Genomic DNA, 25,011 nt, shown 5'->3' with positions numbered 1-25,011 from the left:
TAGCCGTGAACGGCAGAGGACCCGGACAGAGTGTCCGGGTCCTCTTTGCTTGCAGGTCAGGGCAGTTGACGACTCGTCATCGAGTCGCTTCGTCCACGGCATCCAGCACTGCCTCCCAGGGCAGTTCGCGCCCCGCTGGCGCCTCGCGCGGTTCGTACAGCGGCCACACTTCCGGGCCGTAGATGATGCGCACGCCTCCCGCCCGGAGGGTGTCGAGGTGGTTCTGCCATGCCGGGTGGCGGGCGTGCGCCGCGTTCACCCGAGGGAAGACGACGACGGGCAACCCGAGGGTGCCGATCGCCTCGCCCACCTGTGTGAGCGCCTGGTTGTCCATCAGGCCGGCGGCGAGCTTGGCCACCATGTTGGCCGACGCGGGGGCCACCACATAGCAGTCAACCGGCGGGTGCGGTCGTGCCTCGCCAGGAAGGCGGGGTTCATCGCGTACCGGTAGGCCGGTCACTTTCTCCAACTTCTCGAACTCGCCGCTCATCCGTAGCCAGTGACCAGCGGTCGGCGTCAGAGTGACCGCCACCTGCCAACCGCGCCCCATCGAGGGCTCAACCAGGCCGGTGCGCAACGCCTCTACGCCTCCTGCCGCCGACCCGACGACTCCGAGCACCCCACGCTTGCCTGAACTCACTGCACCGCCCTGCACCTTTGGGCCATCACGAACACCTCGGATGATCGCGAGCCGCCAGTAACCGGTGATTGCTTGATCAGATCCCGCAGCGTCTCGCGAACCCTCGGATTGTTGCGTACGAGCTGCGGTGACGTGCGTTCGGCTGTGCGCAGCTCCGTGAATGCCTCATCTCCCTGACCATTGAGCGAGAGAGCGCGCGCGAAGTCGATGCGGTGCGACACGCTCCGTTCCTGCGGCATGTGGTCGACGTTGATCCGGCCGTGTTCCACCACGTACGACACATTGTCGAGGTCCAGCTCAACCGACAGCCGGTGAAGCAGTACGTTCGTGGGCCCGAAGCCGGTCTGCCAGTAGTTCTCATCCGAGCCGAGATCATCCGCGAGTTCTTCGGCTCGGTCCAGCAGGCCGGAAGCGGTGGGTCGGTCCTGGTGGCGAGCCGCCGCGACAGCGGCTCGCAGATGGATCATTCCCAGCAGACTCAGCGCGGCAGGGTCGTTGTCGGTCACCTGAGATGAGAGCCATGCGGCGGCCGTGTTGCCCAGCTCCAACGCGTCGTCGTACCGGCCGTTGGCCAGCAGGGCGTGCGTGCCGGACCGTGCCGCGGACGCCAGCACAAGCGGGTCGTCGGACTCGTCTGCGGCACGCATCGCACGCTCCGCAGCAAGCCATGAAATGTCTGACTCACCGATCTTGGCGAGTGTCGTTGCTGCGAGGTGATGAGTGCGGGCCGATACTGCCCAGCAGTCGCTACGGTCCTCGCCGCGCCGTGCGGCTCGCTCCTCCAGCTCTTGCGCAGTCTGGAGGAGCGTCGGAAGCGCGGCGATGACGCTGCCGAGCCGCCCACCTTGATAGTCGTTCCATGCCTGCTCCACACGCACGGCCACGGGTGCGGGCGTGGGAAGCTGTGTCTCGGCCTCGGGACCGAAGAGCAGACGAGACAGTCGGCGCGGGCTCATGAGCGCGTCGCGCACGGCCGGCACGTCGTCCTGCCGCTTCTCGTCCTCCATGAGCACCGTCTGACCGAGTAGGTCCCCAAGGGGCACGCGCAGGATTCGCGACAGCTCAGCGAGCATGTCGATCCGGGGAGGCTTCCGGCGCCCCGTCTCGATCTTCGCCAACCAGTCGGTGCTACGCCCGACCAGACCGGCGAGCACCTCTTGCGTGTAGCCGCGACGCTTCCGGTAGAACGCGATGCGCTCACCGACACTGAGGTGATCTCCAAGACCACGCATTACGTGCTGCCTCCTGCGGGTTGTAGGGGCCCGTCTCACGGTACAGAGCCGAGGGCTAGGTAGGTAGTTGGTCCATCAGCGGTGCTGAGCCAGAGCTATGGTGTGTGGCTCATGGCGAGGGGACCCGGACAGACCGTCCGGGTCCCCTCGCCATGAGCCACCGTGAGCCTCGGCGGCCATCGCTACGCGAAGCTTTTGTTAGTTCCTTGGACCCGGGCAAGGTGTGGGAGGTCTTTTCTAAAGATCGGGTGCAACCCAAGCCCGTGCGCTAGCATCTTCCTAATTCACGCAGAGGGGTGGAAAGTGTCGGAAGAGATTACCCCCGAAATCATCGAGCAAAAGAAGGCTGAGCTGGGCGAGTCGGACGCACGCATCCAGTTCGAGAAGTTTTATGCGAGTGGAGGAATCCCGATCTCGTGGGAGATTTCTCCATCGCTCGGCATGACTGTCGTAGCAGAGATGCCCAACGGTAGAAAAAAGCGACGTTTGAGGGTCGACGCTCAGCTTGCCCAAGAGTTTTGGTCGCTTGAATACCCGACCTTCACCTATCTGGGTGACTTTGATGCTGCACTCTTCTTGGACAGGGGGGTTATAGAGGCTACGCTCCTGCCGCTTCCCCCAAATGGCCCGGGGCTCCAGGACCTGGCAGGCGTCGAAAAAATCGGGCCGCAACAAATGACGTTGCTAGATGAGGATGAAGAAAGGGAAATCGGGCCTCGAATCGGTAGGTCCAGGGATGATGAAGCCTGGGTGCTGAAACTGACTCCAGCTCCCAGTAACCCGGATATGCGTCTGGAATTGGGTTCTGCGTCACGAGTGTTTAATGCAGTCTCGGACAGATATCGCAGGCGCACTGTCGGGAGGGAGCCGCTTCCGCTGGGGTTGGGGCGTTTCCCGACGCTTCGGATTTCTGGGGTAACTGTCACTCGCCACGATGAGGCGCTTGATATTCTGACGCGGGTCTCAGGTGCCTTGTTCTTCGAGTTGGATCTCCAGCACGGAATTTCACCCGAGCTGGCCCTTTCGATGACCGCTACGAGGGAGCGTCTCCGTGGCAGGTTCCGGCAACGACGTGAAGTATCCCAAGAAACTCCTAGAAATCCGCAGAATCAGTATCCGGAAAAGCCTCTCAATCTATATTGGTACGGGCGCTCGTCTAGTCGCCTCCCGCTTCTGGAGTACCTCGCTTATTATCAGGTTCTGGAGTACTTTTTCCCGAGTTTTAGTCGTCGGGAAACTCTGGAACGGCTTCGAAATGAGCTGCTAGATCCCCGCTTCAGGCCGGACGATGATAATAATCTCGTACGTATTATCAATCTGGCTTCAGGGACGGGGAGAGGGTTCATCAGCGAGCGCGAGCAACTGCGCTCAACCATCGGAGGATGTGTAACCGAGGATCATATTCGCGACTTCATTACAGGTGACGATATCCTCTCGGATCACTTTTCGGGGAAGCAGAAGATCAAGGACGTTGCCCACCTTAACCTCGCCGACGCGAAGAGTGACCTGTTGACCGCGGTAGCAAATAGGGTCTACGACATCAGATGCCGAATTGTGCACGCGAAAGAGGATGGCGGGAGTTCAGCCGTCGACCTGCTCCTCCCGTTCTCGACAGAAGCCGATTCCCTGGGGCCAGACATCGCCTTGGCCAGGTTCCTGGCGCAGAAAGTGTTGATCGCTGGAGCTTCGCGGTTGAGCTTCTGAGGTGAGCACCGCCCCTCAGCGGAGACCGTTCGGCGCTGGGCCGTGTGTGGGCCGTCGAAGGGTGGCTCACAGCGACCAACAACGACCAACAACGGCTATCCGATCTCAGCCCAGCGCTGCCTGAACGCCGATCGCGCGAGGTCGCCCCAGAACGTCGTCACTTCCTGCGCAACAAGCGGCAGGAGTGGGAGGAGTACCGCAGCGAGGTCACGGCCTTCGAGCTGCGGAAGAACCTGCCGGTGCTGTAGGGCTGAACGCCGGGGGTGCGGGGACTGTCGCGTGGTTCCCCGCACCCCTGCCGGCGGGCTACCGGGCCGCCTGCTGCGCCAGCACCTGGTGCAGCGGCTCCGTCTCGCGGCGCCTGTACTCCTGGATCGCCCAGCCGTTGCCGTCCGGGTCCTTGAAGTACATGAAGGTGGCGCCGTCCTGCGGAGCGAACTGGACCGGCTCGCTCACGTCCAGGCCGCGGGCGGTGAGCTCCTCGTACGCCGCCTTCGCGTCCGTCACACACAGTTGCATGCCGTGGTAGGTGCCGGGCTGCGGGGCTCCGGTGGGGATCTGGAGGCCGTCCACCAGGGCGATGGAACAGCCCGAGCCGGGCGGGGTGAGCTGGCAGATGCGGACGCCCTCCATCACCTCGCCGTCCAGATCCACGTGGAAACCGACCTTGTCGCGGTAGAACTCCTTGGCACGGTCCACGTCCGTGACCGGCAGCAGGATCACTTCGAGGCTCATGTCCATGGCGTGACTCCCTTGTCGACGTCCGTACAGAGGGCCGCTCTCAGAAACGCCACCGTGTCTGGCTGAACGGCTGTCCCTTACCGAAGCCGAAAACCGTGCGCGGCGCCACCGCATAGACGACGGCGTGTCCCGGTCCGTGGTGGAAGTAGCCGTCCCGCACCTCGAAGCGCCAGAAGTCGCCGTACTTCGCCTCCCACGCGGCGGCCAGCTCGCGCAGCCTCGTGTCGTCGGAGACCCGCACCGCCTCGCCCTCCACCACCAGGTCGTAGCCCTTGTCCCAGATGTTGGTGCCGGTCGTCAGCGTCACGTGCGCGTTGTGCGCGAGGTTCTTCGCCTTGCGCTCCTCGGGGCCCGTGCAGAAGTGCAGCGCCCCGTGGGCCCACACGGCCGGCAACGGCGTGACGTGCGGGCGCCCGTCCGGCCGTACCGTCGAGATCCAGAACAGTTCGGCGGAGGCCAGCAGGGACACCGCGTCGGCCCAGGAGTGCGCTGTCGCGCCCGGGTCGCTGTAGCGGGCATCGAGGTGGGTCTCGGGTTCCTTCTCGGTCATCACACAGCCTCCGGCTCGGGGAACACCCGGGCCACCGCGGCGGTCCGGCTCGACACCCCCAGTCTGCCGAAGGCGTGCCCGCATGCGGAGCGGGACGCCCCGGAATCCGCCCACCTGCGCCCAGGCGCTTCTCCGCGGCTTCCCGGTTAGGCTCGATCGACACGACCTTGATCGGACGGGAGGCCGGGATGACGTCGGCGCCGGGGCGCAGGAGCAGTACCTTCACGCGGCTGCTGCGGCACGGTTTCACCGATCCGTCCGCCGCCGAGCGGCTGTTGGAGAGCGCCGAGCTCAGCGCCGTGCGCAACGACCCGGTGCTCCTGGAGGCGCTCGGCGCGACCGCCGACCCCGATCTCGCGCTGCTCGGTCTCGTACGGCTGCTGGAGGCGCAGCCCGACCGGGAACTGCTCGACACCCTGATAGCGGCCAAGCCGTTCCGCGACCGGCTGCTCGGGGTGCTCGGCGCCTCCGCCGCGCTCGCCGAGCACCTCGCCCGGCACCCCGGCGACTGGCACGCCCTCGTCACCTACGAGCCCCGCGACCTGCACCCCGGCGTCGAGGAGTTCGAGCACGGGCTCGCCGAGGCCACCGACCCCGTCGCCCTGCGCGTCGCCTACCGGCGCTGTCTGCTGTCGATCGCCGCCCGGGACGTGTGCGGCACCATCGACCTCGCCGAGACCGCCGCCGAGCTCGCCGACCTCGCCACCGCGACCCTGCGCGCCGCGCTGGCCGTCGCGCGGGCGGCCGCCCCCGAGGACGCGGCGCTGTGCCGGCTCGCGGTGATCGCGATGGGTAAGTGTGGTGGCCACGAGCTGAACTACGTGTCCGACGTCGACGTCATCTTCGTCGGGGAGGCCGTCGACGGGGCCGACGAGGGCAAGGCCCTGCGCGCCGCCACCAAGCTCGCCTCGCACATGATGCGGGTGTGCTCGGAGACGACCGTCGAGGGGTCCATCTGGCCCGTCGACGCCAACCTGCGCCCCGAGGGACGGAACGGACCGCTCGTGCGCACCCTCTCCTCCCACCTCGCCTACTACCAGCGCTGGGCCAAGACCTGGGAGTTCCAGGCCCTGCTCAAGGCCCGCCCGGTCGCCGGCGACCCGGAGCTCGGCGAGGAGTACGTCGCGGCCCTCGAACCCCTGGTCTGGAAGGCCGCCGAACGCGAGAACTTCGTCGCCGACGTGCAGAAGATGCGGCGCAGGGTCGTGGAGAACATCCCCGTCGCCGAGCTCGACCGGCAACTGAAGCTCGGTCCCGGCGGTCTCCGGGACGTCGAATTCGCCGTACAGCTCCTCCAGTTGGTGCACGGCCGGGAGGACGCCTCGCTGCGCAGCGGCACCACCCTCAACGCCCTCCAGGCGCTTGCCGCCGGCGGTTACGTCGGCCGGGCCGACGCCGCCCAGCTCGACGAGGCTTACCGCTTCCTGCGCTCCATGGAGCACCGCATCCAGCTCTACCGGCTGCGCCGCACCCACCTCGTCCCCGAGGACGAGGCCGACCTGCGCCGCCTCGGCCGCTCCCTGGGCCTGCGCACCGACCCGGTGACCGAGCTCCTGCGGGAGTGGAAGCGGCACGCCTCCGTCGTACGACGACTGCACGAGAAGCTGTTCTACCGGCCGCTGCTGGACGCCGTGGCCCAACTCGGGCCCGGCGAGATCAGGTTGAGCGCCGGAGCGGCCCGGGAGCGGCTGGTCGCGCTCGGGTACGCCGACCCGGCCTCCGCCCTGCGCCACCTGGAGGCCCTGGCCTCCGGCGTCACCCGCAAGGCCGCCATCCAGCGCACCCTCCTCCCGGTCCTGCTGGGCTGGTTCGCCGAGTCCGCGGACCCGGACGCCGGACTGCTCAACTTCCGCAAGGTGTCGGACGCGTTGGGCAAGACGCCCTGGTACCTGCGGCTGCTCAGGGACGAGGGCGCCGCCGCCGAGAACCTCGCCCGCGTCCTGTCCGCCGGCCGGCTCGCCCCCGACCTGCTGATGCGCGCCCCGGAAGCCGTGGCGCTGCTCGGGGACGGCGACGGCGGCGGGCTCGCACCGCGCGGGCGCGCCGGGCTCGAACAGGAGATACTCGCCGCCGTCCGCCGCGCCGACGGCGCCGTCCAGGCGGTCACCGCGGCCCGTGGAGTCCGCCGCCGCGAGCTCTTCCGTACGACCGCCGCGGACATCGTCGGCTCCTACGGCACCGAGACCCGGCCCGCCGAACCGGACCAGGGCGCCCTGGTGGACCGTGTCGGCGCGGCCGTGTCCGACCTGACCGCCGCGACCCTCGCCGGCACCCTGCGCGCGGTGGTCCGGGAGACCTGGGGCGACACCCTGCCGACCCGGTTCGCCGTCATCGGCATGGGCCGCTTCGGCGGACACGAACTCGGCTACGGCTCCGACGCGGACGTCCTGTTCGTCCACGAACCCTGCGAGGGCGTCGACGAACGGGAGGCCTCCCAGGCCGCCAACAAGGTCGTCTCCGAGATGCGCCGGCTGCTCCAGATCCCGAGCGCCGACCCCCCGCTGCTCATCGACGCCGACCTGCGCCCGGAGGGCAGGTCCGGCCCGCTGGTGCGCACACTGACGTCGTACGCGGCCTACTACCGCCGCTGGTCCCTCACCTGGGAGGCACAGGCGCTGCTGCGGGCCGAACCGGTCGCCGGGGACGCCGATCTGGGCCGCCGCTTCGTCGAGCTCATCGACCCCCTGCGCTATCCGGCGGCCGGCCTCGGCGACGACGCGGTACGGGAGATCCGGCGGCTGAAGGCACGCATGGAGGCCGAGCGGATGCCGCGCGGCGCCGACCCGAAACTGCACACCAAACTCGGGCCGGGCGGGCTGTCCGACGTCGAGTGGACGGTCCAGCTGCTCCAGATGCGGCACGGGGCCAAGGTGCCGGGCCTGCGCACCACCCGCACCCGGGCGGCCCTCGCCGCCGCACGGGACGCCGGGTTCATCTCCGCGGACGACGCCCAGGTCCTCGACGAGGCGTGGGTGCTGGCGACCCGGGTGCGCAACGCGGTGATGCTGGTGCGCGGCCGGGCCGGGGACACCTTCCCGGCCGAGGCCCGGGAACTCGCCGCGGTGGGCCGCTACCTGGGGTACGGGCCGGGTCACGCGGGCGACATGCTGGACGACTACCGGCGAACGGCCCGGCGGGCCCGGGGCGTGGTGGACGAGTTGTTCTACGGAGGGTAGCGACGCCCTCCCGGGGCGCGGGCCGGAACCCTAGGCCCGCGTGTGCAGCGGCTCGCGCTCGTCCGGCACCGCCCTCGGCGGCCGTGCGTACGGCACCTTCGGCAGGGCGTACGGCTGCGTCCCGTACCAGAGGCGGGCCACCGTGTAGCCGAACAGCAGGCACAGCACGCCGCCGACCGCGTCGAGCCAGAAGTGGTTGGCCGTGGCGACGATGACCAGCAGGGTCGCCGCCGGGTAGAGGAGGCCCAGGACGCGGACCCACGGCACCGACGCCAGCGCGAAGATCGTCAGACCGCACCACAGGGACCAGCCGATGTGCATGGACGGCATCGCGGCGTACTGGTTGGACATGTGCTTGAGGTCGCCGGAGGCCATCGAGCCCCAGGTCTCGTGGACCATGACCGTGTCGACGAAGTCGCCGCCGGTCATCAGCCGCGGGGGCGCGAGCGGGTACAGGTAGTAACCGACCAGGGCCACACCCGTCGTCGCGAACAGGACCATGCGGGTGGCCGCGTAGCGGCCGGGATGGCTGCGGTAGAGCCAGACCAGGACGCCCAGCGTCACGACGAAGTGCAGTGTCGCGTAGTAGTAGTTCATCCCGACGACGAGCCAAGTCACCGAGTTGACCGTGTGGTTGACGGACTCCTCGACCGCGATGCCGAGGTGGTGCTCCATCCGCCAGATCCAGTCGGCGTTGCGCAGCGCCTGCGCCTTCTGCTCCGGTACCGCGTTGCGGATCAGCGAGTACGTCCAGTAACTCACCGCGATCAGCAGGATCTCGAACCACAGGCGCGGCCTGCGCGGGGTGCGCAGCCGACGGAGCAGGACCGGCCGGTCCGCGGCCGTGAGGGAGTCAGGAGCGGCCGCATTCCCGCGGTCGTCCAGACTGGTCACGGTCGAGTCACCCATAGACACAAAGTCTGCCAGAAACGCTTTACCCCACCGATCATCCCCCGGTCGGGTTCGGGCCGCATGTCCTACGACGGGCGGACCGTCCTGTTCTCCTACCGGCGCAGGGGTAAGGGCGCCGGTTCCTCCGCCCTACGGACGAGCCCGGTCGCCGGGGGCCGAAGCGGTCGAACCCCGCACCACCAGCTCCGGCATGAAGACGAACTCGCTGTGCGGGGCGGGCGTTCCGCCGATCTCCTCCAGCAGGGTCCGCACCGCGGCCTGTCCCATGGCCGGCACCGGCTTGCGGACCGTCGTCAGCGGCGGGTCGGTGAAGGCGATCAGCGGGGAGTCGTCGAACCCCACGACCGACACGTCCCGCGGCACCTCAAGGCCCCGCTGCCGGGCCGCCCGTATCGCGCCCAGCGCCATCATGTCGCTCGCGCACACGACCGCCGTGCAGTCCCGGTCGATCAGGGCCGTCGCGGCCGCCTGACCGCCCTCCAGGGTGTACAGGGAGTGCTGGACGAGGTCCGCCTCGACGGTCGCCGCGGCCAGCCCCAGCTGGTCCTGCATGGTGCGTACGAAGCCCTCGATCTTGCGCTGCACCGGCACGAAGCGCTTCGGTCCGAGCGCCAGGCCGATCCGGGTGTGCCCCAGCGACACCAGATGGGTCACCGCCAGCGCCATCGCGGCCCGGTCGTCGGGGGAGATGAACGGCGCCTGCACCTTCGGCGAGAAGCCGTCCACGAGCACGAACGGCACGCCCTGCGCCCGCAGCTGCTCGTAGCGCTGCATGTCGGCGGAGGTGTCCGCGTGCAGTCCGGAGACGAAGATGATGCCGGCCACGCCCCGGTCGACGAGCATCTCGGTGAGCTCGTCCTCCGTGGAGCCGCCCGGGGTCTGGGTGGCGAGGACCGGGGTGTATCCCTGCCGGGTCAGCGCCTGGCCGATCACCTGGGCCAGGGCCGGGAATATCGGGTTCTCCAGCTCCGGGGTGATCAGGCCCACCAGGCCCTCGCTGCGCTGCCGCAGCCGTACCGGGCGCTCGTAGCCCAGCACGTCGAGTGCGGCCAGCACGGACTGGCGGGTGGTGGCGGCGACACCCGGCTTCCCGTTGAGGACGCGGCTGACGGTCGCTTCGCTCACCCCCGCCTGAACAGCGATGTCGGCTAGCCGTGTGGTCACGCCACCGGACTGTACCGGCCGTATCGTCATCGCGGTCCCTCTGTTCTGGTCGGCGCCCCTTGTCCCGCAAGGGGATGATTCCCGTACGGGAGCGGGATGGCAAGAGCTTGCAGAGTCTTGCACAACCGGTGGTCATCCCGCTCAGCCCCGTAAAACAAGGGTCTCGTGACGGTCGACGAGGGATCACGACGGGGTAACTTCCGCAGTCTCTTGCACTTTTTTTCTGCAAGGTCTTTCGCAAGCCTTGCATCGCTGTTACGTTCCCACTCGCCCGGCGGCCGCAACGGCGCAGTCGGCAGGCAGGGACGGCAGACGGGGCCGACACCCTGCACCAACGGGCTTTTTCACCCTCAAGGAGAACTCATGCGGCGTGGCATAGCGGCCACCGCGCTGGTGGCGTCTTTCGCCCTCGCGGCGACGGCCTGCGGCGGAAGCGACAGCGGCGACAAGGCCGACGGTCCGGTCACCATCACCTGGTGGGACACCTCCAACGCCACCAATGAGGCGCCGACGTACAAGGCCCTGATCAAGGACTTCGAGGCCGCCAACAAGGACATCAAGGTCAAGTACGTCAACGTCCAGTTCGACCAGGCGCAGAACAAGTTCGACACCGCCGCCGGCGCGAGCGGCGCCCCCGACGTGCTGCGCTCCGAGGTCGGCTGGACCCCGGCCTTCGCCAAGAAGGGCTACTTCCTGCCCCTCGACGGCACCGAGGCCCTCGCCGACCAGGCCAAGTTCAAGTCCAACCTGATCGAGCAGGCCAAGTACGACGGCAAGGTCTACGGTGTCCCGCTGGTCACCGACACCCTCGCCCTCGTCTACAACAAGCAGCTCTTCGAGAAGGCCGGCGTCGAGGCCCCCAAGACCTGGGACGACCTGAAGAAGGCCGCCGCCACCATCAAGGACAAGACCGGCGTCGACGGCTACTGGGGCTCCACCCAGGCCTACTACGCCCAGACCTTCCTCTACGGCGAGGGCACCGACACCGTCGACGTCGCCGCGAAGAAGATCACGGTGAACTCGGACGCCGCCAAGAAGGGCTACGGCACCTGGCTGAGCCTCTTCTCCGGCAAGGGCCTGCACAAGGCCGACACCACCGCCGACGCCTACGCCCACATCCAGGACGCGTTCGTCAACGGCAAGGTCGCCGCGATCATCCAGGGCCCCTGGGAGATCACCAACTTCTACAAGGGCTCCGCGTTCGCCGACAAGAACAACCTCGGCATCGCCACCGTCCCGGCCGGCTCCACCGGCAAGGCGGGCGCCCCGACCGGCGGCCACAACCTCTCGGTCTACGCCGGCTCGGACTCCGCCCACCAGAAGGCCGCGCTGAAGTTCGTCAACTTCATGACCTCCGCGAAGTCCCAGTCGACCATCGCGCTGAAGAACTCCACGCTGCCCACCCGCGACGACGCCTACACCGACCAGGTCAAGGCCGACCCGGGCATCGCCGGCTACGGCACGGTCCTCGCCGCCGCCCAGCCGCGCCCGGCCCTGCCCGAGTACAGCTCCCTGTGGGGCCCGCTGGACACCGAACTGCCGAAGATCGCCGGTGGCAAGGAGTCCCTGGACAAGGGCCTGAGCACCGCGGAGACCGCCATCGCCAAGCTGGTGCCGGACTTCAGCAAGTGAGCCCGGGTGGCCGCCGGATCTCCCGGTCATGGGGGAGAGGTCCGGCGGCCACCGGCCTGTGCCCGGCCACGCCGGCGGGCCGCTTCGCCCAGCCACTTCTCAGAGCCGCAGAACTTCCAGAAGGTGTCGAACATGACAGTCGCCATCGACCGCGCCACCGGCAGACGCCGCGGTGACCGCGCGCCGCGGCCCGGGCTGGGCCAACGCCTGAAGCACAGCTACCACAAGCACTGGTACGCCTACGCGATGATCACCCCGGTGGCGGTCGTCATCGGTGTCCTCGTGCTCTACCCCCTGGTCTACGGCGTCTACCTCACGCTCACCGACGCCAACAGCCTCAACACGGCCCGCACGATCGGCGTCAACCACATCGACGCCACCTACAAGTTCATCGGCCTGGACAACTACGCCGACATCCTGTGGGGCGACACCGCCTACGACCGCTTCTGGTCGCACTTCATCTGGACCATCGTCTGGACGGCCCTGTGCGTCACCCTGCACTACTGCATCGGGCTCGGCCTCGCGCTGCTGCTCAACCAGAAGCTGCGCGGCCGCACGCTGTACCGGCTGATCCTGGTGCTGCCCTGGGCCGTGCCGACCTTCGTCACCGTCTTCGGCTGGCGGTTCATGCTCGCCGACGGCGGCGTCATCAACTCCGCCCTTGACGCACTCCACCTGCCGAGCCCCTCCTGGCTGGAGGACACCGCCTGGCAGCGGTTCGCCGCGGTCATGGTCAACACCTGGTGCGGAGTGCCGTTCATGATGGTCTCGCTGCTCGGCGGACTCCAGTCCATCGACGCCTCGCTGTACGAGGCCGCCGAGATGGACGGTGCGACCGCCTGGCAGCGCTTCCGGTACGTCACCCTCCCCGGGCTCAGGAGCGTCAGCTCCACCGTCGTCCTGCTCGGCATCATCTGGACGTTCAACCAGTTCGCCGTGATCTTCCTGCTGTTCGGCAACACCGCGCCGGACGCGCAGATCCTCGTGACCTGGGCCTACTACCTGGGCTTCGGACAGCAGCCGCGTGACTTCGCGCAGTCGGCGGCGTACGGCATCCTGCTGCTGGCCATCCTGATCGTCTTCACCTCCTTCTACCGCCGCTGGCTGAACCGCAATGACCAGCAGCTCGCGATCTGAGGCAGGAGCTCCCATGAGTACGACCACAGTCGAGACCTCCGCCGCGGTGTCCCCGGCCGGCCCGGCACCGGCACCCGGCCGGATCCGCCGCCGCGGGGAGAAGAGCCTCGCCGGTTCGTTCGTCTCGCACGGCATCCTGATCGTCGCGAGCCTGATCGCGCTGTTCCCGATCGCCTGGCTGGTCTTCCTGTCCCTCGGCCCGGACAAGGACGACTACCTCCACCCGGGCGGCATCTGGAAGAAGATGACGTTCGACAACTACTCGTTCGTCCTCCAGCACACCGAGTTCTTCAGCTGGCTCAAGAGCTCGCTGATCGTCTCGCTGGGCACCACGGTGATCGGCGTGCTGATCGCCGCGACCACCGGGTACGCCGTCTCCCGCATGCGCTTCCCGGGCTACCGCAAGTTCATGTGGGTCCTCCTGGTCACCCAGATGTTCCCGGTCGCCGTCCTCATGGTGCCGATGTACCAGATGCTCTCGGACCTCCAGCTCATCGACAGCTACCTCGGGCTCGTCCTGGTGTACTGCTCGACCGCGGTGCCGTACTGCGCCTGGCTGCTCAAGGGCTACTTCGACACCATCCCGTTCGAGATCGACGAGGCCGGACGCGTCGACGGGCTCACCCCCTTCGGCACGTTCGCGCGGCTGATCCTGCCGCTCGCCAAGCCGGGGCTCGCGGTCGCCGCGTTCTACAGCTTCCTCACCGCCTTCGGCGAGGTCGCGTTCGCCTCGACGTTCATGCTGTCCGACACGAAGTACACCTTCGCTGTGGGACTCCAGAGCTTCGTGAGCGAGCACGACGCCCAGCGCAACCTGATGGCCGCGACGGCGGTGCTGATCGCGATACCCGTGTCCGCGTTCTTCTACCTGGTGCAGAAGAACCTGGTGACCGGGCTCACCGCCGGCGGCACGAAGGGGTAGGACCGCCGTCCTTCGCGCCTCGCCAAGACCCGAGGTGGCCGTGGTCTCCATCCGACCCCGCCGTGACCGCGGCCGCCTCGCCCATTCCCTACCTTTGACCTGATGAACCCGTTACGTACCAAGGAAGCCATGAGCCAGCAGCACTCCGCCCTCGCCCCGGCCCCTCACCCCGCCGAAGCCAAGCGCAGCGACTGGTGGCGGGACGCGGTGATCTACCAGGTCTATCCGCGCAGCTTCGCCGACAGCAACGGCGACGGCATGGGCGACCTGGAGGGCATCCGCACCCGCCTGCCGTACCTGCGCGACCTCGGCGTGGACGCCGTGTGGCTCAGCCCCTTCTACGCCTCCCCGCAGGCCGACGCCGGCTACGACGTGGCCGACTACCGGGCCGTGGACCCCATGTTCGGCAACCTCCTGGACGCCGACGCGCTGATCAGGGACGCCCGCGAGCTGGGGCTCAGGACCATCGTCGACCTCGTGCCCAACCACTCCTCCGACCAGCACGAGTGGTTCAAGCGGGCCGTGGCCGAAGGGCCCGGATCGCCGCTGCGGGAGCGCTACCACTTCCGTCCCGGCAAGGGCGAGCACGGCGAACTCCCGCCCAACGACTGGGAGTCCATCTTCGGCGGCCCCGCCTGGACCCGTGTCGCGGACGGCGAGTGGTACCTGCACCTCTTCGCCCCCGAGCAGCCCGACTTCAACTGGGACCACCCGGCCGTCGGCGACGAGTTCCGCTCCATCCTGCGCTTCTGGCTGGACATGGGCGTGGACGGCTTCCGCATCGACGTGGCCCACGGTCTGGTGAAGGCGGAAGGGCTTCCCGACCTTGGATCCCACGACCAGGTGAAGCTCCTGGGCAACGATGTCATGCCGTTCTTCGACCAGGACGGCGTCCACGAGATCTACCGCCAGTGGCGTCTCATCCTCGACGAGTACTCCGGTGAGCGCATCTTCGTGGCCGAGGCATGGACCCCGACCGTGGAGCGCACCGCCAACTACGTCCGCCCCGACGAGCTGCACCAGGCGTTCAACTTCCAGTACCTCGCCACCGCGTGGGACGCCAAGGAGCTGCGCGGGGTCATCGACCGCACGCTGGAGGCGATGCGCCCGGTCGGCGCCCCGGCCACCTGGGTGCTCTCCAACCACGACGTCACCCGGCACGCCACCCGCTTCGCCAACCCGCCCGGCCTCGGCACCCAGATCCGCACGGCCGGCGACCGGGAGCTGGGGCTGCGCCGCGCCCGCGCCGCCACGCTGCTCATGCTGGCGCTGCCCGGATCGGCGTACATCTACCAGGGCGAGGAGCTCGGCCTGCCGGACGTCGTCGACCTCGCCGACGAGGTCCGCCAGGACCCGGCGTACTTCCGCGGCGCGGGCCAGGACGGCTTCCGCGACGGCTGCCGGGTGCCGATCCCGTGGACGCGCGAGGGATCGTCGTACGGCTTCGGCGCGGGCGGCAGCTGGCTGCCCCAGCCGCCGGAGTGGGCCGAGCTGAGCGTGGAGGCGCAGACCGGTGACCCCGGCTCCACCCTGGAGCTGTACCGCACGGCCCTCGCGGTCCGCCGGGCCCAGCCCGACCTGGGCGCCGGCGACGCGGTCGAGTGGCTGCGGGCGCCCGAGGGCGTGCTGGCCTTCCGGCGCGGCGAGTTCGTCTGCGTCGCGAACACCACCGGCGAGTCGGTGACGACCCCGGCGTACGGCCGGCTGCTGCTCGCCAGCGGTGAGGTCGCCGAGGTCGACGGGGACGCGAAGGTGCCCGCCGACACGACCGTGTGGTGGACGACGGCCTGAGCGCGCGGGAGGAATCACCGGGCCCTGAAGGGGTCCGGTGATTTCTTTCTCCGGCGTGTCGATCGGCGGGGTCCGCGTTCGACGCTCGGGTGGAAGGGCGAACAGCGCCCCTCGTCCGAGGAGAGACCATGCAGATCCGCGCCCGCATGAGCATGAGTGCCGACGGCTACGTGACCACGCCGAGCGGCTGGCCCGCGCAGACCGCCGACCCCGCGTTCGTCTCCGGTCAGAGCCACGGCATCCGCGAGTTCCTGGCGGACTGCGAGGCAGCCCTCATGGGCCGTACGACCTTCGAGCCCGCGCTGACCAACAGCCGCTGGCCCTGGCCCGGCCTCGACGTGTTCGTTCTCGCCTCGCACCGCCCGGAGGGCACCCCCGGCCACGTCACCACCGACAGCGACCCGGCCCGGCTGCTGGAGCGCGTCCGCGCCGCCAACCGGGGCGGCGACGTCCATCTCATCGGCGGTCCGCGGACCATCGCCACCTTCCACGCGCTCGGCGCGCTGGACCGCCTCGAACTGGTCGTCCTGCCCATGCTGTTCGGCGGCGGCATGCAGCTCACCCCGGCGCTCAGCCCCGAGGCCGGACTGACCTTCGAGAGCCAACGGGCCCTGCCCGGCGGGTCGGTGGAGATCGTCTACTCCTGCGGGGGCAGCCGCGGCGACCTCCCCGGCAGGCCTGCCAGCCAAGTGTGAAAGTTCTTGCCGTTACTTTCTCGACTCTTGCTGTAAACATTTCAACAGCGGTACGTTCTCGCCGGCGCCGGGCAAAGAAGCCCGGCCGTCGTGTAAGGAGAACCCCCACGTGATACCGAGAAGGTCCGCAAGAGCCGCCGTCACCGCCGCGGGCACCGTGCTCGCCGCCACGGTCGCCGTCCTCACCCCCACCACCGCCCAGGCCTCCCCGCCGGGCGCCAAGGACGTCACCGCAGTCCTCTTCGAATGGAACTTCGCCTCCGTCGCCAAGGAGTGCACCAACACCCTCGGCCCCGCCGGATACGGCTACGTCCAGGTCTCCCCGCCCGCCGAGCACATCCAGGGCTCGCAGTGGTGGACCTCGTACCAGCCGGTCAGCTACAAGATCGCAGGCCGGCTCGGAAACCGTACGGCCTTCCAGAACATGGTGAACACCTGCCACGCGGCCGGTGTGAAGGTCGTCGTCGACGCCGTCGTCAACCACATGTCCGCGGGCAGCGGCACGGGGACCGGCGGCTCGTCGTACACGAAGTACAACTACCCCGGGCTCTACTCCTCGTACGACTTCGACGACTGCACCGGTCAGGTGAGCAACTACGCCGACCGCTGGAACGTCCAGCACTGCGAGCTGGTCGGCCTGGCCGACCTCGACACCGGTGAGCCGTACGTCCGTGGCGCGATCGCCGGGTACCTGAACGACCTGCTCGGCCTCGGCGTCGACGGCTTCCGCATCGACGCGGCCAAGCACATCGACACCGCCGACCTCGCCAACATCAAGTCCCGTCTCAGCAACCCGTCGGTGTACTGGAAGCAGGAGGTCATCTACGGCAGCGGGGAGGCCGTCCAGCCCACCGAGTACACCGGCAACGGGGACGTCCAGGAGTTCCGTTACGCCTACGACCTCAAGCGGGTCTTCAACAACGAGAACCTCGCCTACCTCAAGAACTACGGCGAGGGCTGGGGCTACATGAGCAGCTCGGTCGCGGGGGTCTTCGTCGACAACCACGACACCGAGCGCAACGGCTCCACCCTCAACTACAAGGACGGCGCCGGCTACACCCTGGCCAACGTCTTCATGCTCGCCCATCCCTACGGCGCCCCGGACGTCAACTCCGGCTACGAGTGGTCCGACAAGGACGCCGGGCCGCCCAACAATGGCTCGGTGAACGCCTGTTGGCAGGACGGCTGGAAGTGCCAGCACGCCTGGCCGGAGATCCTGCGCATGGTCGCCTTCCGTAACGCGACCCGCGGTGAGCCGGTCACCAACTGGTGGGACAACGGCGGTGACGCGATCGCCTTCGGACGGGGAAGCAAGGGATTCGTGGCCATCAACCACGAGTCGGGCAGTCTGAGCCGGACCTACCAGACCTCGCTGCCCGCCGGGACGTACTGCAACGTGCAGAACAACACGACGGTGACCGTGAACTCCAGCGGCCAGTTCACCGCCACCCTCGGCGCCAACACGGCGCTCGCCATCTACGCCGGCAAGTCGAGCTGCTGAACACCCCGGCACTGAAAGTTCTTGCCAGCTGTTTCAGGACTCTTGCTGTAATCCTTACGGCGGCGATACGGTCACGCGGGGTCGGACCCACGTAGAGCCGCAATCGCAAGGAGTCCATCCGTGATACCGAGATGGCCGGTGCCGCCCAGGCGCCGTACCGCCCAGGCCGGACGGGTCGCCGCGGTCACCGTGACCGCGCTGGCCGCAGCGCTCGTCCAGCCGCTGTCCGCCCGGGCGGACACCCCTCCGCCACCGCCCTCCGACGCGAAGCTCGCCGCGGCACCGGCCCGGCACGACGACACCCGTGAGCAGTTCTACTTCGTCCTGCCGGACCGTTTCGCCAACGGCGACACGGGCAACGACCGGGGCGGGCTCACCGGTTCGCGGCTGAGCACCGGCTACGACCCCACCGACAAGGGGTTCTACCAGGGCGGCGACCTCAAGGGCCTCACGAAGAAGCTCGACTACATCAAGGGCCTCGGCACCACGTCCATCTGGATGGCCCCGATCTTCAAGAACCGGCCCGTCCAGGGCACGGGGTCCAACGCCTCGGCCGGGTACCACGGTTACTGGATCACCGACTTCACCCAGGTCGACCCGCACTTCGGCACCGACAAGGACCTGGAGACCCTGATCTCCAAGGCGCACGCCAAGGGCATGAAGGTCTTCTTCGACGTCATCACCAACCACACGGCCGACGTCGTCGACTACGAGGAGAAGTCCTACGACTACCTCTCCAAGGGCGCCTTCCCGTACCTGACGAAGGACGGCCGGCCCTTCGACGACGCGGACTACGCGTCCGGGGACCGGAAGTTCCCGGCGGTCGACGCCGACTCCTTCCCGCGCACCCCGACGGTCACCGGCACGGACGCCAAGGTCCCGTCCTGGCTCAACGACCCGACGATGTACCACAACCGCGGCGACTCCACCTACGCCGGTGAGTCCACCACCTACGGCGACTTCTCCGGACTCGACGACCTGTGGACCGAGCGCCCCGAGGTCGTGAAGGGCATGGAGCGGATCTACCAGCGCTGGGTCCGCGACTTCGACATCGACGGCTTCCGGATCGACACCGTGAAGCACGTCAACATGGAGTTCTGGACGCAGTGGGCCACGGCCCTCGACGCCTACGCGGCCGAGCAGGGCCGGAAGAACTTCTTCATGTTCGGCGAGGTCTACTCCGCCGACACGGCGGTCACCTCCCCGTACGTCACCCAGGGCCGCCTCGACGCCACGCTCGACTTCCCCTTCCAGGAGGCGGCACGGCAGTACGCCTCCCAGGGCGGCAGCGCGCGGAAGCTCGCCTCCGTCTTCGGCGACGACTACAAGTACACGACCGACAAGGCCAACGCCTACGAGCAGGTCACCTTCCTCGGCAACCACGACATGGGCCGCATCGGGTACTTCCTGAACCAGGACAACCCGCAGGCGACCGACGCCGAACTCCTCGCCAAGGACGAGCTCGCGAACGAGCTGATGTTCCTCAGCCGCGGCAACCCCGTCGTCTACTACGGCGACGAGCAGGGCTTCACCGGCGCGGGCGGCGACAAGGACGCCCGCCAGACGATGTTCGCCTCGAAGACCGCCGACTACCTCGACGACGACGAGATCGGCACCGACCGCACCCACGCGAGCGACGCCTACGACACGAGCGCGCCGCTGTACCGGCAGATCGCCGCACTCGCCAAGCTCCGCAAGGCCAACCCGGCGCTCACCGACGGCGTCCAGGAGGAGCGGTACGCGGCCGACGGGGCCGGGGTCTACGCCTTCTCCCGCACCGACGCCAAGACCGGCCAGGAGTACGTGGTCGCCTTCAACAACGCCGGCGAGACCAAGTCGGCGACCTTCGCGACCGGTTCGGCGGACATGGCCTTCAAGGGCGTCTACGGCGGCGCCTCCGACACCGCCTCCGGCGCCGACAAGAAGATCACCGTCAGCGTCCCCGCCGGCTCCGCGATCGTGCTCAAGGCGGCCGGCAGGCTCGCCGAGCCCGCCACGAAGCCGACGCTCACCCTCAAGGCCCCCGCCCCCGGCGCCACCGGCACGGTCGAGCTCACCGCCGACGTGGACGGCGGACAGCTCAACCGGGTCGTCTTCGCGGCGCAGACCGGCAACGGCACGTGGCGCACCCTCGGCTCCGCCGACCACGCCCCCTACAAGGTCACGCAGACCATCGGGAAAGACGTGAAGGCCGGAACCGCCCTGCGCTACAAGGCAGTCGTGGTCGACACGGCTGGACGCACGGCCGGCGCGACCGCCTCGTCGCAGGCCGGCACCCCGCCCGCCGAGGAGACCCCCACCGCCTCCTCCCGCGACTACGCCGTCGTCCACTACCAGCGCACCGACGGCGACTACGACAACTGGGGCCTGTACGCGTGGGGCGACCTCGCCGACGGCGAGTCCACCACCTGGCCCGCCAGCCACCCCTTCGTCGGCCGGGACGCCTACGGCGCCTTCGCCTACGTCAAGCTGAAGCCCGGCGCCTCGAACGTCGGCTTCCTCGTCATCGACAAGGACGGGAACAAGGACGTCTCCGCCGACCGCACGATCGACGTCACCAAGACCGGCGAGGTCTGGATCGAGCAGGGCAAGGCGGACGTCCGCACCGAGCGGCCGGACTACCCGGCGCAGGACAGGACCAAGGCGGTCGTCCACTACCACCGCACCGACGGGAACTACGACGGCTGGGGCCTGCACGTCTGGACGGGCGCCGCGAACCCCACCGACTGGTCGAAGCCGCTGGCGCCGGTGCGGACGGACGCCTACGGCGCGGTCTTCGAGGTACCCCTGAACGAGGGGGCCACGAGCCTCAGTTACATCATCCACAAGGGCGACGAGAAGGACCTGCCCACCGACCAGTCCCTGGACCTGGCGGCCGACGGCCACGAGGTGTGGCTGCTGAACGGCCAGGAGGAGTACCTGCTCCCGCAGCCGGCCGGGTCCGCCGCCGCCCTCGACCCGACCACCTCCAAGGCGGTCTGGATCGACCGGAACACGGTCGCCTGGAACGGCTCGCAGGCGGCCGCCTCCACCCAGCTCCTGTACTCCCGCGACGGCTCGATCGCCGTCGACGGCGGAGCCCTGACCAGCGACGACGAGCGGTGGCTGCGGCTCGCCAGAACCACCCTCAGCGACGCGCAGAAGGCCAGGTTCCCGCACCTGAAGGACTACACGGCCTGGTCGGTCGACCCGCGTGACGCCGATCGCGTGAAGGAGGCCCTCGGCGGACAGCTCGTCGCCTCCCAGCGGGCCGCGAACGGCGCCGTGCTGGCGGCGACCGGTGTCCAGATCGCGGGCGTGCTCGACGACCTGTACCCGAAGGCGACCAAGGCCGACCTGGGCCCGACCTTCAGCAAGGGGCGTCCCACGCTCGCGGTGTGGGCGCCGACCGCGCAGTCCGTGCGGCTCGAACTCGACGGCTCCACGGTCGCCATGCGACGCGACGCCGGCACCGGCGTCTGGTCCGTCACCGGCCCCAAGTCCTGGAAGGGCAAGCCCTATCGGTACGTCGTGAAGGTCTGGGCGCCCAGCGCGGGCAAGGTCGTCACCAACAAGGTCACCGACCCCTACTCGGTCGCCCTCACCACCGACTCCGAGCGCAGCCTCGTCGCCGACCTCGACGACCGGTCCCTCGCCCCGAGCGGCTGGACGTCCTACACCAAGCCCAAGGCCGTGCCCCTCAGGGACGCCGAGATCCAGGAGCTGCACATCCGGGACTTCTCCGTCGCCGACAGGACGGCGGACCACCCCGGTACGTATCTCGCGTTCACCGACAAGGACAGCGACGGCTCCGAGCACCTGAAGAAGCTGGCGAAGTCGGGCACCTCGTACGTGCACCTGCTGCCGGCGTTCGACATCGCGACCATCCCCGAGAAGAAGGCCGACCAGACGAGCACCGACTGCGATCTCGCCTCCTACCCGGCCGACTCCGACAAGCAGCAGGAGTGCGTGGCGAAGACGGCCGCGAAGGACGCCTACAACTGGGGCTACGACCCGTACCACTACACGGTCCCCGAGGGCTCCTACGCGACCGACCCGAACGGCACGGGCCGCACGGTCGAGTTCCGCAAGATGGTCAAGTCCCTCAACGAGGACGGCCTGAGGGTCGTCATGGACGTCGTCTACAACCACACCGCGGCGAGCGGACAGGCCGCCACGAGCGTCCTCGACCGGATCGTCCCCGGCTACTACCAGCGGCTCCTCGCCGACGGCTCGGTCGCCAACAGCACCTGCTGCGCCAACACGGCCACCGAGAACGCCATGATGGGCAAGCTCGTCGTCGACTCGATCGTCACCTGGGCCAGGGAGTACAAGGTCGACGGCTTCCGCTTCGACCTCATGGGCCACCACCCCAAGGCCAACATCCTGGCCGTGCGCAAGGCCCTCGACGCCCTGACCCTCAAGAAGGACGGCGTCGACGGCAAGAAGATCATCCTCTACGGCGAGGGCTGGAACTTCGGCGAGGTCGCCGACGACGCCCGCTTCGTGCAGGCCACGCAGAAGAACATGGCCGGCACCGGCATCGCGACCTTCTCCGACCGCGCCCGTGACGCCGTACGCGGTGGCGGCCCCTTCGACGACGACCCCGGTGTCCAGGGCTTCGCGTCCGGGCTGTACACCGACCCCAACTCCTCGAAGAGCAACGGCACTCCGCAGGAGCAGAAGGCCCGGCTCCTGCACTACCAGGACCTCATCAAGGTGGGCCTGTCCGGCAACCTCGCGCGGTACCGCTTCACCGACACCGACGGCAAGGAGGTCACCGGCGCCCAGGTCGACTACAACGGACAGCCCGCCGGATACGCGGACGCCCCCGGCGACGCCCTCGCCTACGCCGACGCGCACGACAACGAATCGCTGTTCGACGCGCTGACCTACAAGCTGCCCGCCGGCACCAGTGCCGCCGACCGGGCCAGGATGCAGGTCCTCGCCATGGCCACGGCCGCCCTCTCGCAGGGACCGGCGCTCTCCCAGGCCGGCACCGACCTGCTGCGCTCCAAGTCCCTGGACCGCAACTCCTACGACAGCGGCGACTGGTTCAACGCGATCCACTGGAACTGCCAGGACGGCAACGGCTTCGGCCGCGGCCTGCCCATGGCGGCCGACAACGCCTCCAAGTGGCCGTACGCGAAGCCCCTGCTGGGCTCGGTGCAGGTGGGCTGTGCGCAGATCGAGGGGGCGTCGGCCGCGTACCGGGACCTGCTGAGGATCCGTACGACCGAGAAGGCGTTCTCGCTCGGCACGGCGGACCAGGTGCAGTCCCGGCTGTCCTTCCCGCTGTCCGGGAAGGACGAGACGCCGGGGGTGATCACCATGGAACTCGGTGACCTGGTCGTCGTCTTCAACGCGACACCGAAGGCCCAGGACCAGCGGGTCACCGCCCTGGCCGGAAGCACCTACCGGCTGCACCCCGTGCAGGCGGCGGGGGCGGACTCTATCGTCAAGGGCGCGTCCTACGACAAGGAATCCGGTTCCTTCGCCGTCCCGGCCAGGACCGTGGCTGTTTTCATCCGCCATCCCTAGCTGAACGCATTACGGTGGTGGAGCAGGCCCCGAACCCCGGTCTGCTCCACCAGTGTTGCCCGAGGGGTGACGGATGGACGCAAAAGGCAAGCTGACCGGCGCGACCGTGCTGGTCGTGGACGACGTGGAGGCCAGCCGGTACGCCGTGGGCACCGTGCTGAGCCGTGCCGGGCACCGGGTCGTCCCGGTCGCCACCGGCGGCGAGGCCCTCGCCGAACTCGACACCCGGCTGCTCAAGGGCACCCTGCCGGACGTGGCGCTCGTCGACGTGGGACTGCCCGACATGAGCGGCTTCGACCTGTGCCGGCTGTTCAAGCAGCGCCCGCACACCGCCGCCATGCCCGTCGTGCACTTCTCCGCCGCGGCCTCGCCCCCGGCCGACTTCTGCCAGGGCCTGGACGCGGGCGTCGAGGCCTATCTGAAGGTGCCCGCCGAGCCCCTGGAGATCGAGGCGGTGGTCCGGGCCGCCGTACGCAACGCGCAACTGCGGGCCGGTGACCGGGCGCTGGTGCGACGGCTCACCCTGCTCTCCGAGACGATCGTCACCATCCAGTCGGCCCGCACCCTCCAGGAACTGTCCGAGGCGGCCGCCGAGGGCGTCTCACGGCTCACCGGAACCCCCGCCGCGGTCTTCGTCCTCGACCAGGACGACCAGCTCTACCGCGGCCTGTCCCGCGACCGCATCCCGGTCGCGCTGCCGGACGAGGACGCCGACCGGGCCGTCGCGGGCCTGCTGCGCCGGCTCGCCCGCGGGCAGGCCGGAGTGCAGCTCACCACCGTGCCGGCGCCGCTGTGGCCCGCCGGGTTCTTCCGGCCCGGCGTCGAGCACGACGCCCGTCTCGCGTTCGTCGTCACCCAGGACGGTCACGCCCCGGTGTGCCTCGCGGCGCCCGCCCGCGGGATGCGCAGGGCGGGCCTGGAGGGCGAGGCCCTGCTGGCCCAGCTCGCGCAGGCCACTGCGCTGGCCGCCGAGCCGCTGCTCATGTACAAGGTCGAGCGGCACGTCGCCCTCACCCTCCAGCACAGCTTCCTGCCCCAGCCGCACCGGCTGCCCGACCTGCCGGGCATCGACGTCGTGGTCCGGTACGTCCCGGCCTCCCGGCAGACCGAGATCGGCGGCGACTTCTACGCCGCGCTGCGCGTGGACGAGGGCGTGCTGACCGCGGTCGGCGATGTCGTCGGGCACTCCCTGGACGCGGCGACCGTCATGGTCGAGCTCCGGCACGCGCTGCGCGCCTACGCCGTCGACGAGAGCGACCCGGCCGTGCTCGCCGAGCGCCTCGACCGGACCCTGCGGCGCTACCACCCCGACACCACGGCCACCGTCTGCCTGGCCCTGATCGACCCGGCCACCGGGCGCACCAGGATCGCCAACGCCGGTCACATCCCGCCGCTGATCGTGCGGGACGACGGCACCGCCGACTTCGCGGAGGCGTCCGGCCCGCTGCTCGGGATCGGCCTGCCCCACCCCCCGGCCACCGAGCTGCTCCTCGCACCCACCGACCGGCTCCTCATGGTCACCGACGGGCTCATCGAGACCCGGGGCACCGACCTCACGGCCTCCCTGGAACAGCTGCGCGCGGCCTCCTCGGGCGCCCTGCCCGGACTGGACGCGCTGTGCGACACCCTCCTGGACACCTTCGGCCACGACCGGGAGGACGACATCGCCATGCTGGCGCTGCGGCTAGGCTGAC

At 69.0% G+C, this 25,011-nt stretch carries 16 protein-coding genes and 1 pseudogene; 11 read left to right on the top strand and 6 right to left on the bottom strand.

Annotation, left to right across the window (positions count from 1 at the left end):
* Positions 1-76 precede the first annotated feature (76 nt).
* Together ACIQJT_RS15070 and ACIQJT_RS15065 are read right to left on the bottom strand one after the other, a co-directional pair.
* Positions 77-577: a flavoprotein gene (locus tag ACIQJT_RS15070; protein WP_402643454.1), complete on the bottom strand. Its 501-nt coding sequence runs from the start codon at positions 575-577 to the stop codon at positions 77-79.
* A gap of 59 nt (positions 578-636) precedes the next feature.
* Positions 637-1,872 carry a helix-turn-helix domain-containing protein gene (locus ACIQJT_RS15065; RefSeq protein WP_402643451.1) on the bottom strand — a complete coding sequence of 412 codons (1,236 nt, stop codon included), beginning with the start codon at positions 1,870-1,872 and terminating at the stop codon, positions 637-639.
* Positions 1,873-2,175: 303 nt separating this feature from the next.
* Here ACIQJT_RS15065 and ACIQJT_RS15060 point away from each other — a divergent pair, with 303 nt between their 5' ends.
* Together ACIQJT_RS15060 and ACIQJT_RS15055 are read left to right on the top strand one after the other, a co-directional pair.
* Positions 2,176-3,576, top strand: coding sequence for a hypothetical protein (locus tag ACIQJT_RS15060; RefSeq protein ID WP_402643448.1), 1,401 nt, complete (start codon positions 2,176-2,178; stop codon positions 3,574-3,576).
* A gap of 161 nt (positions 3,577-3,737) precedes the next feature.
* A pseudogene (locus ACIQJT_RS15055) lies at positions 3,738-3,824 on the top strand (glutamine synthetase); the annotation flags it as partial.
* A 58-nt stretch (positions 3,825-3,882) separates the two neighbouring features.
* On the opposite strand, the gene ACIQJT_RS15050 reads toward ACIQJT_RS15055, so the two are convergent.
* Positions 3,883-4,317, bottom strand: a complete 435-nt coding sequence (locus ACIQJT_RS15050) for a VOC family protein (RefSeq protein WP_365451118.1) — start codon at positions 4,315-4,317, stop codon at positions 3,883-3,885.
* Positions 4,318-4,357: 40 nt separating this feature from the next.
* Positions 4,358-4,867, bottom strand: coding sequence for a pyridoxamine 5'-phosphate oxidase family protein (locus ACIQJT_RS15045; protein ID WP_402643445.1), 510 nt, complete (start codon positions 4,865-4,867; stop codon positions 4,358-4,360).
* A gap of 188 nt (positions 4,868-5,055) precedes the next feature.
* On the opposite strand from ACIQJT_RS15045, the gene ACIQJT_RS15040 reads away from it, so the two are divergent.
* Positions 5,056-8,043, top strand: a complete 2,988-nt coding sequence (locus ACIQJT_RS15040; protein WP_402643442.1) for a bifunctional [glutamine synthetase] adenylyltransferase/[glutamine synthetase]-adenylyl-L-tyrosine phosphorylase — start codon at positions 5,056-5,058, stop codon at positions 8,041-8,043.
* Between the two features lie 30 nt (positions 8,044-8,073).
* On the opposite strand, the gene ACIQJT_RS15035 is transcribed toward ACIQJT_RS15040, so the two are convergent.
* Positions 8,074-8,952, bottom strand: coding sequence for a phosphatase PAP2 family protein (locus ACIQJT_RS15035; RefSeq protein WP_402643439.1), 879 nt, complete (start codon positions 8,950-8,952; stop codon positions 8,074-8,076).
* Between the two features lie 132 nt (positions 8,953-9,084).
* Positions 9,085-10,119 (bottom strand): LacI family DNA-binding transcriptional regulator, encoded by a 1,035-nt coding sequence (locus tag ACIQJT_RS15030; protein WP_053849710.1) that lies wholly within the window; start codon positions 10,117-10,119, stop codon positions 9,085-9,087.
* Positions 10,120-10,482: 363 nt separating this feature from the next.
* Here ACIQJT_RS15030 and ACIQJT_RS15025 point away from each other — a divergent pair, with 363 nt between their 5' ends.
* The 8 genes from ACIQJT_RS15025 to ACIQJT_RS14990 all read left to right on the top strand — a co-directional run bounded on the left by ACIQJT_RS15025 (position 10,483) and on the right by ACIQJT_RS14990 (position 25,010).
* A complete protein-coding gene (locus ACIQJT_RS15025) occupies positions 10,483-11,751 on the top strand; it encodes an extracellular solute-binding protein (protein ID WP_053849691.1) in 1,269 nt (422 codons plus the stop codon).
* A gap of 132 nt (positions 11,752-11,883) precedes the next feature.
* Positions 11,884-12,888, top strand: coding sequence for a carbohydrate ABC transporter permease (locus ACIQJT_RS15020; RefSeq protein ID WP_402643435.1), 1,005 nt, complete (start codon positions 11,884-11,886; stop codon positions 12,886-12,888).
* 13 nt (positions 12,889-12,901) lie between these two features.
* Complete coding sequence (locus ACIQJT_RS15015) at positions 12,902-13,810, top strand: ABC transporter permease subunit (RefSeq protein ID WP_365451129.1); 909 nt, start codon at positions 12,902-12,904, stop codon at positions 13,808-13,810.
* A 129-nt stretch (positions 13,811-13,939) separates the two neighbouring features.
* On the top strand, positions 13,940-15,601 hold the full coding sequence (locus ACIQJT_RS15010) for a glycoside hydrolase family 13 protein (RefSeq protein WP_402643715.1): 1,662 nt from the start codon (positions 13,940-13,942) through the stop codon (positions 15,599-15,601).
* A gap of 128 nt (positions 15,602-15,729) precedes the next feature.
* On the top strand, positions 15,730-16,296 hold the full coding sequence (locus ACIQJT_RS15005; protein WP_402643431.1) for a dihydrofolate reductase family protein: 567 nt from the start codon (positions 15,730-15,732) through the stop codon (positions 16,294-16,296).
* 109 nt (positions 16,297-16,405) lie between these two features.
* The gene (locus tag ACIQJT_RS15000) at positions 16,406-17,797 is read left to right on the top strand and encodes an alpha-amylase family protein (protein ID WP_402643429.1); all 1,392 of its coding nucleotides are present in this window, start codon (positions 16,406-16,408) and stop codon (positions 17,795-17,797) included.
* A 120-nt stretch (positions 17,798-17,917) separates the two neighbouring features.
* Positions 17,918-23,317, top strand: coding sequence for a pullulanase-type alpha-1,6-glucosidase (gene pulA, locus ACIQJT_RS14995; RefSeq protein WP_402643426.1), 5,400 nt, complete (start codon positions 17,918-17,920; stop codon positions 23,315-23,317).
* Between the two features lie 73 nt (positions 23,318-23,390).
* Positions 23,391-25,010: a fused response regulator/phosphatase gene (locus ACIQJT_RS14990; protein WP_365451137.1), complete on the top strand. Its 1,620-nt coding sequence runs from the start codon at positions 23,391-23,393 to the stop codon at positions 25,008-25,010.
* Position 25,011 lies beyond the last annotated feature (1 nt).

The organism is Streptomyces sp. NPDC091972, assembly GCF_044756385.1.
In the GTDB taxonomy this organism is placed as follows: domain Bacteria; phylum Actinomycetota; class Actinomycetes; order Streptomycetales; family Streptomycetaceae; genus Streptomyces.
The sequence above is the reverse complement of the archived record's forward strand: the minus strand, read 5'-3'. Positions and strand labels throughout refer to the sequence as shown.

Bases quoted from the DNA above. Each gene is read 5' to 3' on its own strand.
- ACIQJT_RS15065 (WP_402643451.1), bottom strand. From the start codon at position 1,872: ATGCGTGGTCTTGGAGATCACCTCAGTGTCGGTGAGCGCATCGCGTTC.
- ACIQJT_RS15050 (WP_365451118.1), bottom strand. From the start codon at position 4,317: ATGGACATGAGCCTCGAAGTGATCCTGCTGCCGGTCACGGACGTGGAC.
- ACIQJT_RS15045 (WP_402643445.1), bottom strand. From the start codon at position 4,867: ATGACCGAGAAGGAACCCGAGACCCACCTCGATGCCCGCTACAGCGAC.
- ACIQJT_RS15040 (WP_402643442.1), top strand. From the start codon at position 5,056: ATGACGTCGGCGCCGGGGCGCAGGAGCAGTACCTTCACGCGGCTGCTG.
- ACIQJT_RS15035 (WP_402643439.1), bottom strand. From the start codon at position 8,952: ATGGGTGACTCGACCGTGACCAGTCTGGACGACCGCGGGAATGCGGCC.
- ACIQJT_RS15025 (WP_053849691.1), top strand. From the start codon at position 10,483: ATGCGGCGTGGCATAGCGGCCACCGCGCTGGTGGCGTCTTTCGCCCTC.
- ACIQJT_RS15020 (WP_402643435.1), top strand. From the start codon at position 11,884: ATGACAGTCGCCATCGACCGCGCCACCGGCAGACGCCGCGGTGACCGC.
- ACIQJT_RS15015 (WP_365451129.1), top strand. From the start codon at position 12,902: ATGAGTACGACCACAGTCGAGACCTCCGCCGCGGTGTCCCCGGCCGGC.
- ACIQJT_RS15010 (WP_402643715.1), top strand. From the start codon at position 13,940: ATGAGCCAGCAGCACTCCGCCCTCGCCCCGGCCCCTCACCCCGCCGAA.
- ACIQJT_RS15005 (WP_402643431.1), top strand. From the start codon at position 15,730: ATGCAGATCCGCGCCCGCATGAGCATGAGTGCCGACGGCTACGTGACC.
- ACIQJT_RS14990 (WP_365451137.1), top strand. From the start codon at position 23,391: ATGGACGCAAAAGGCAAGCTGACCGGCGCGACCGTGCTGGTCGTGGAC.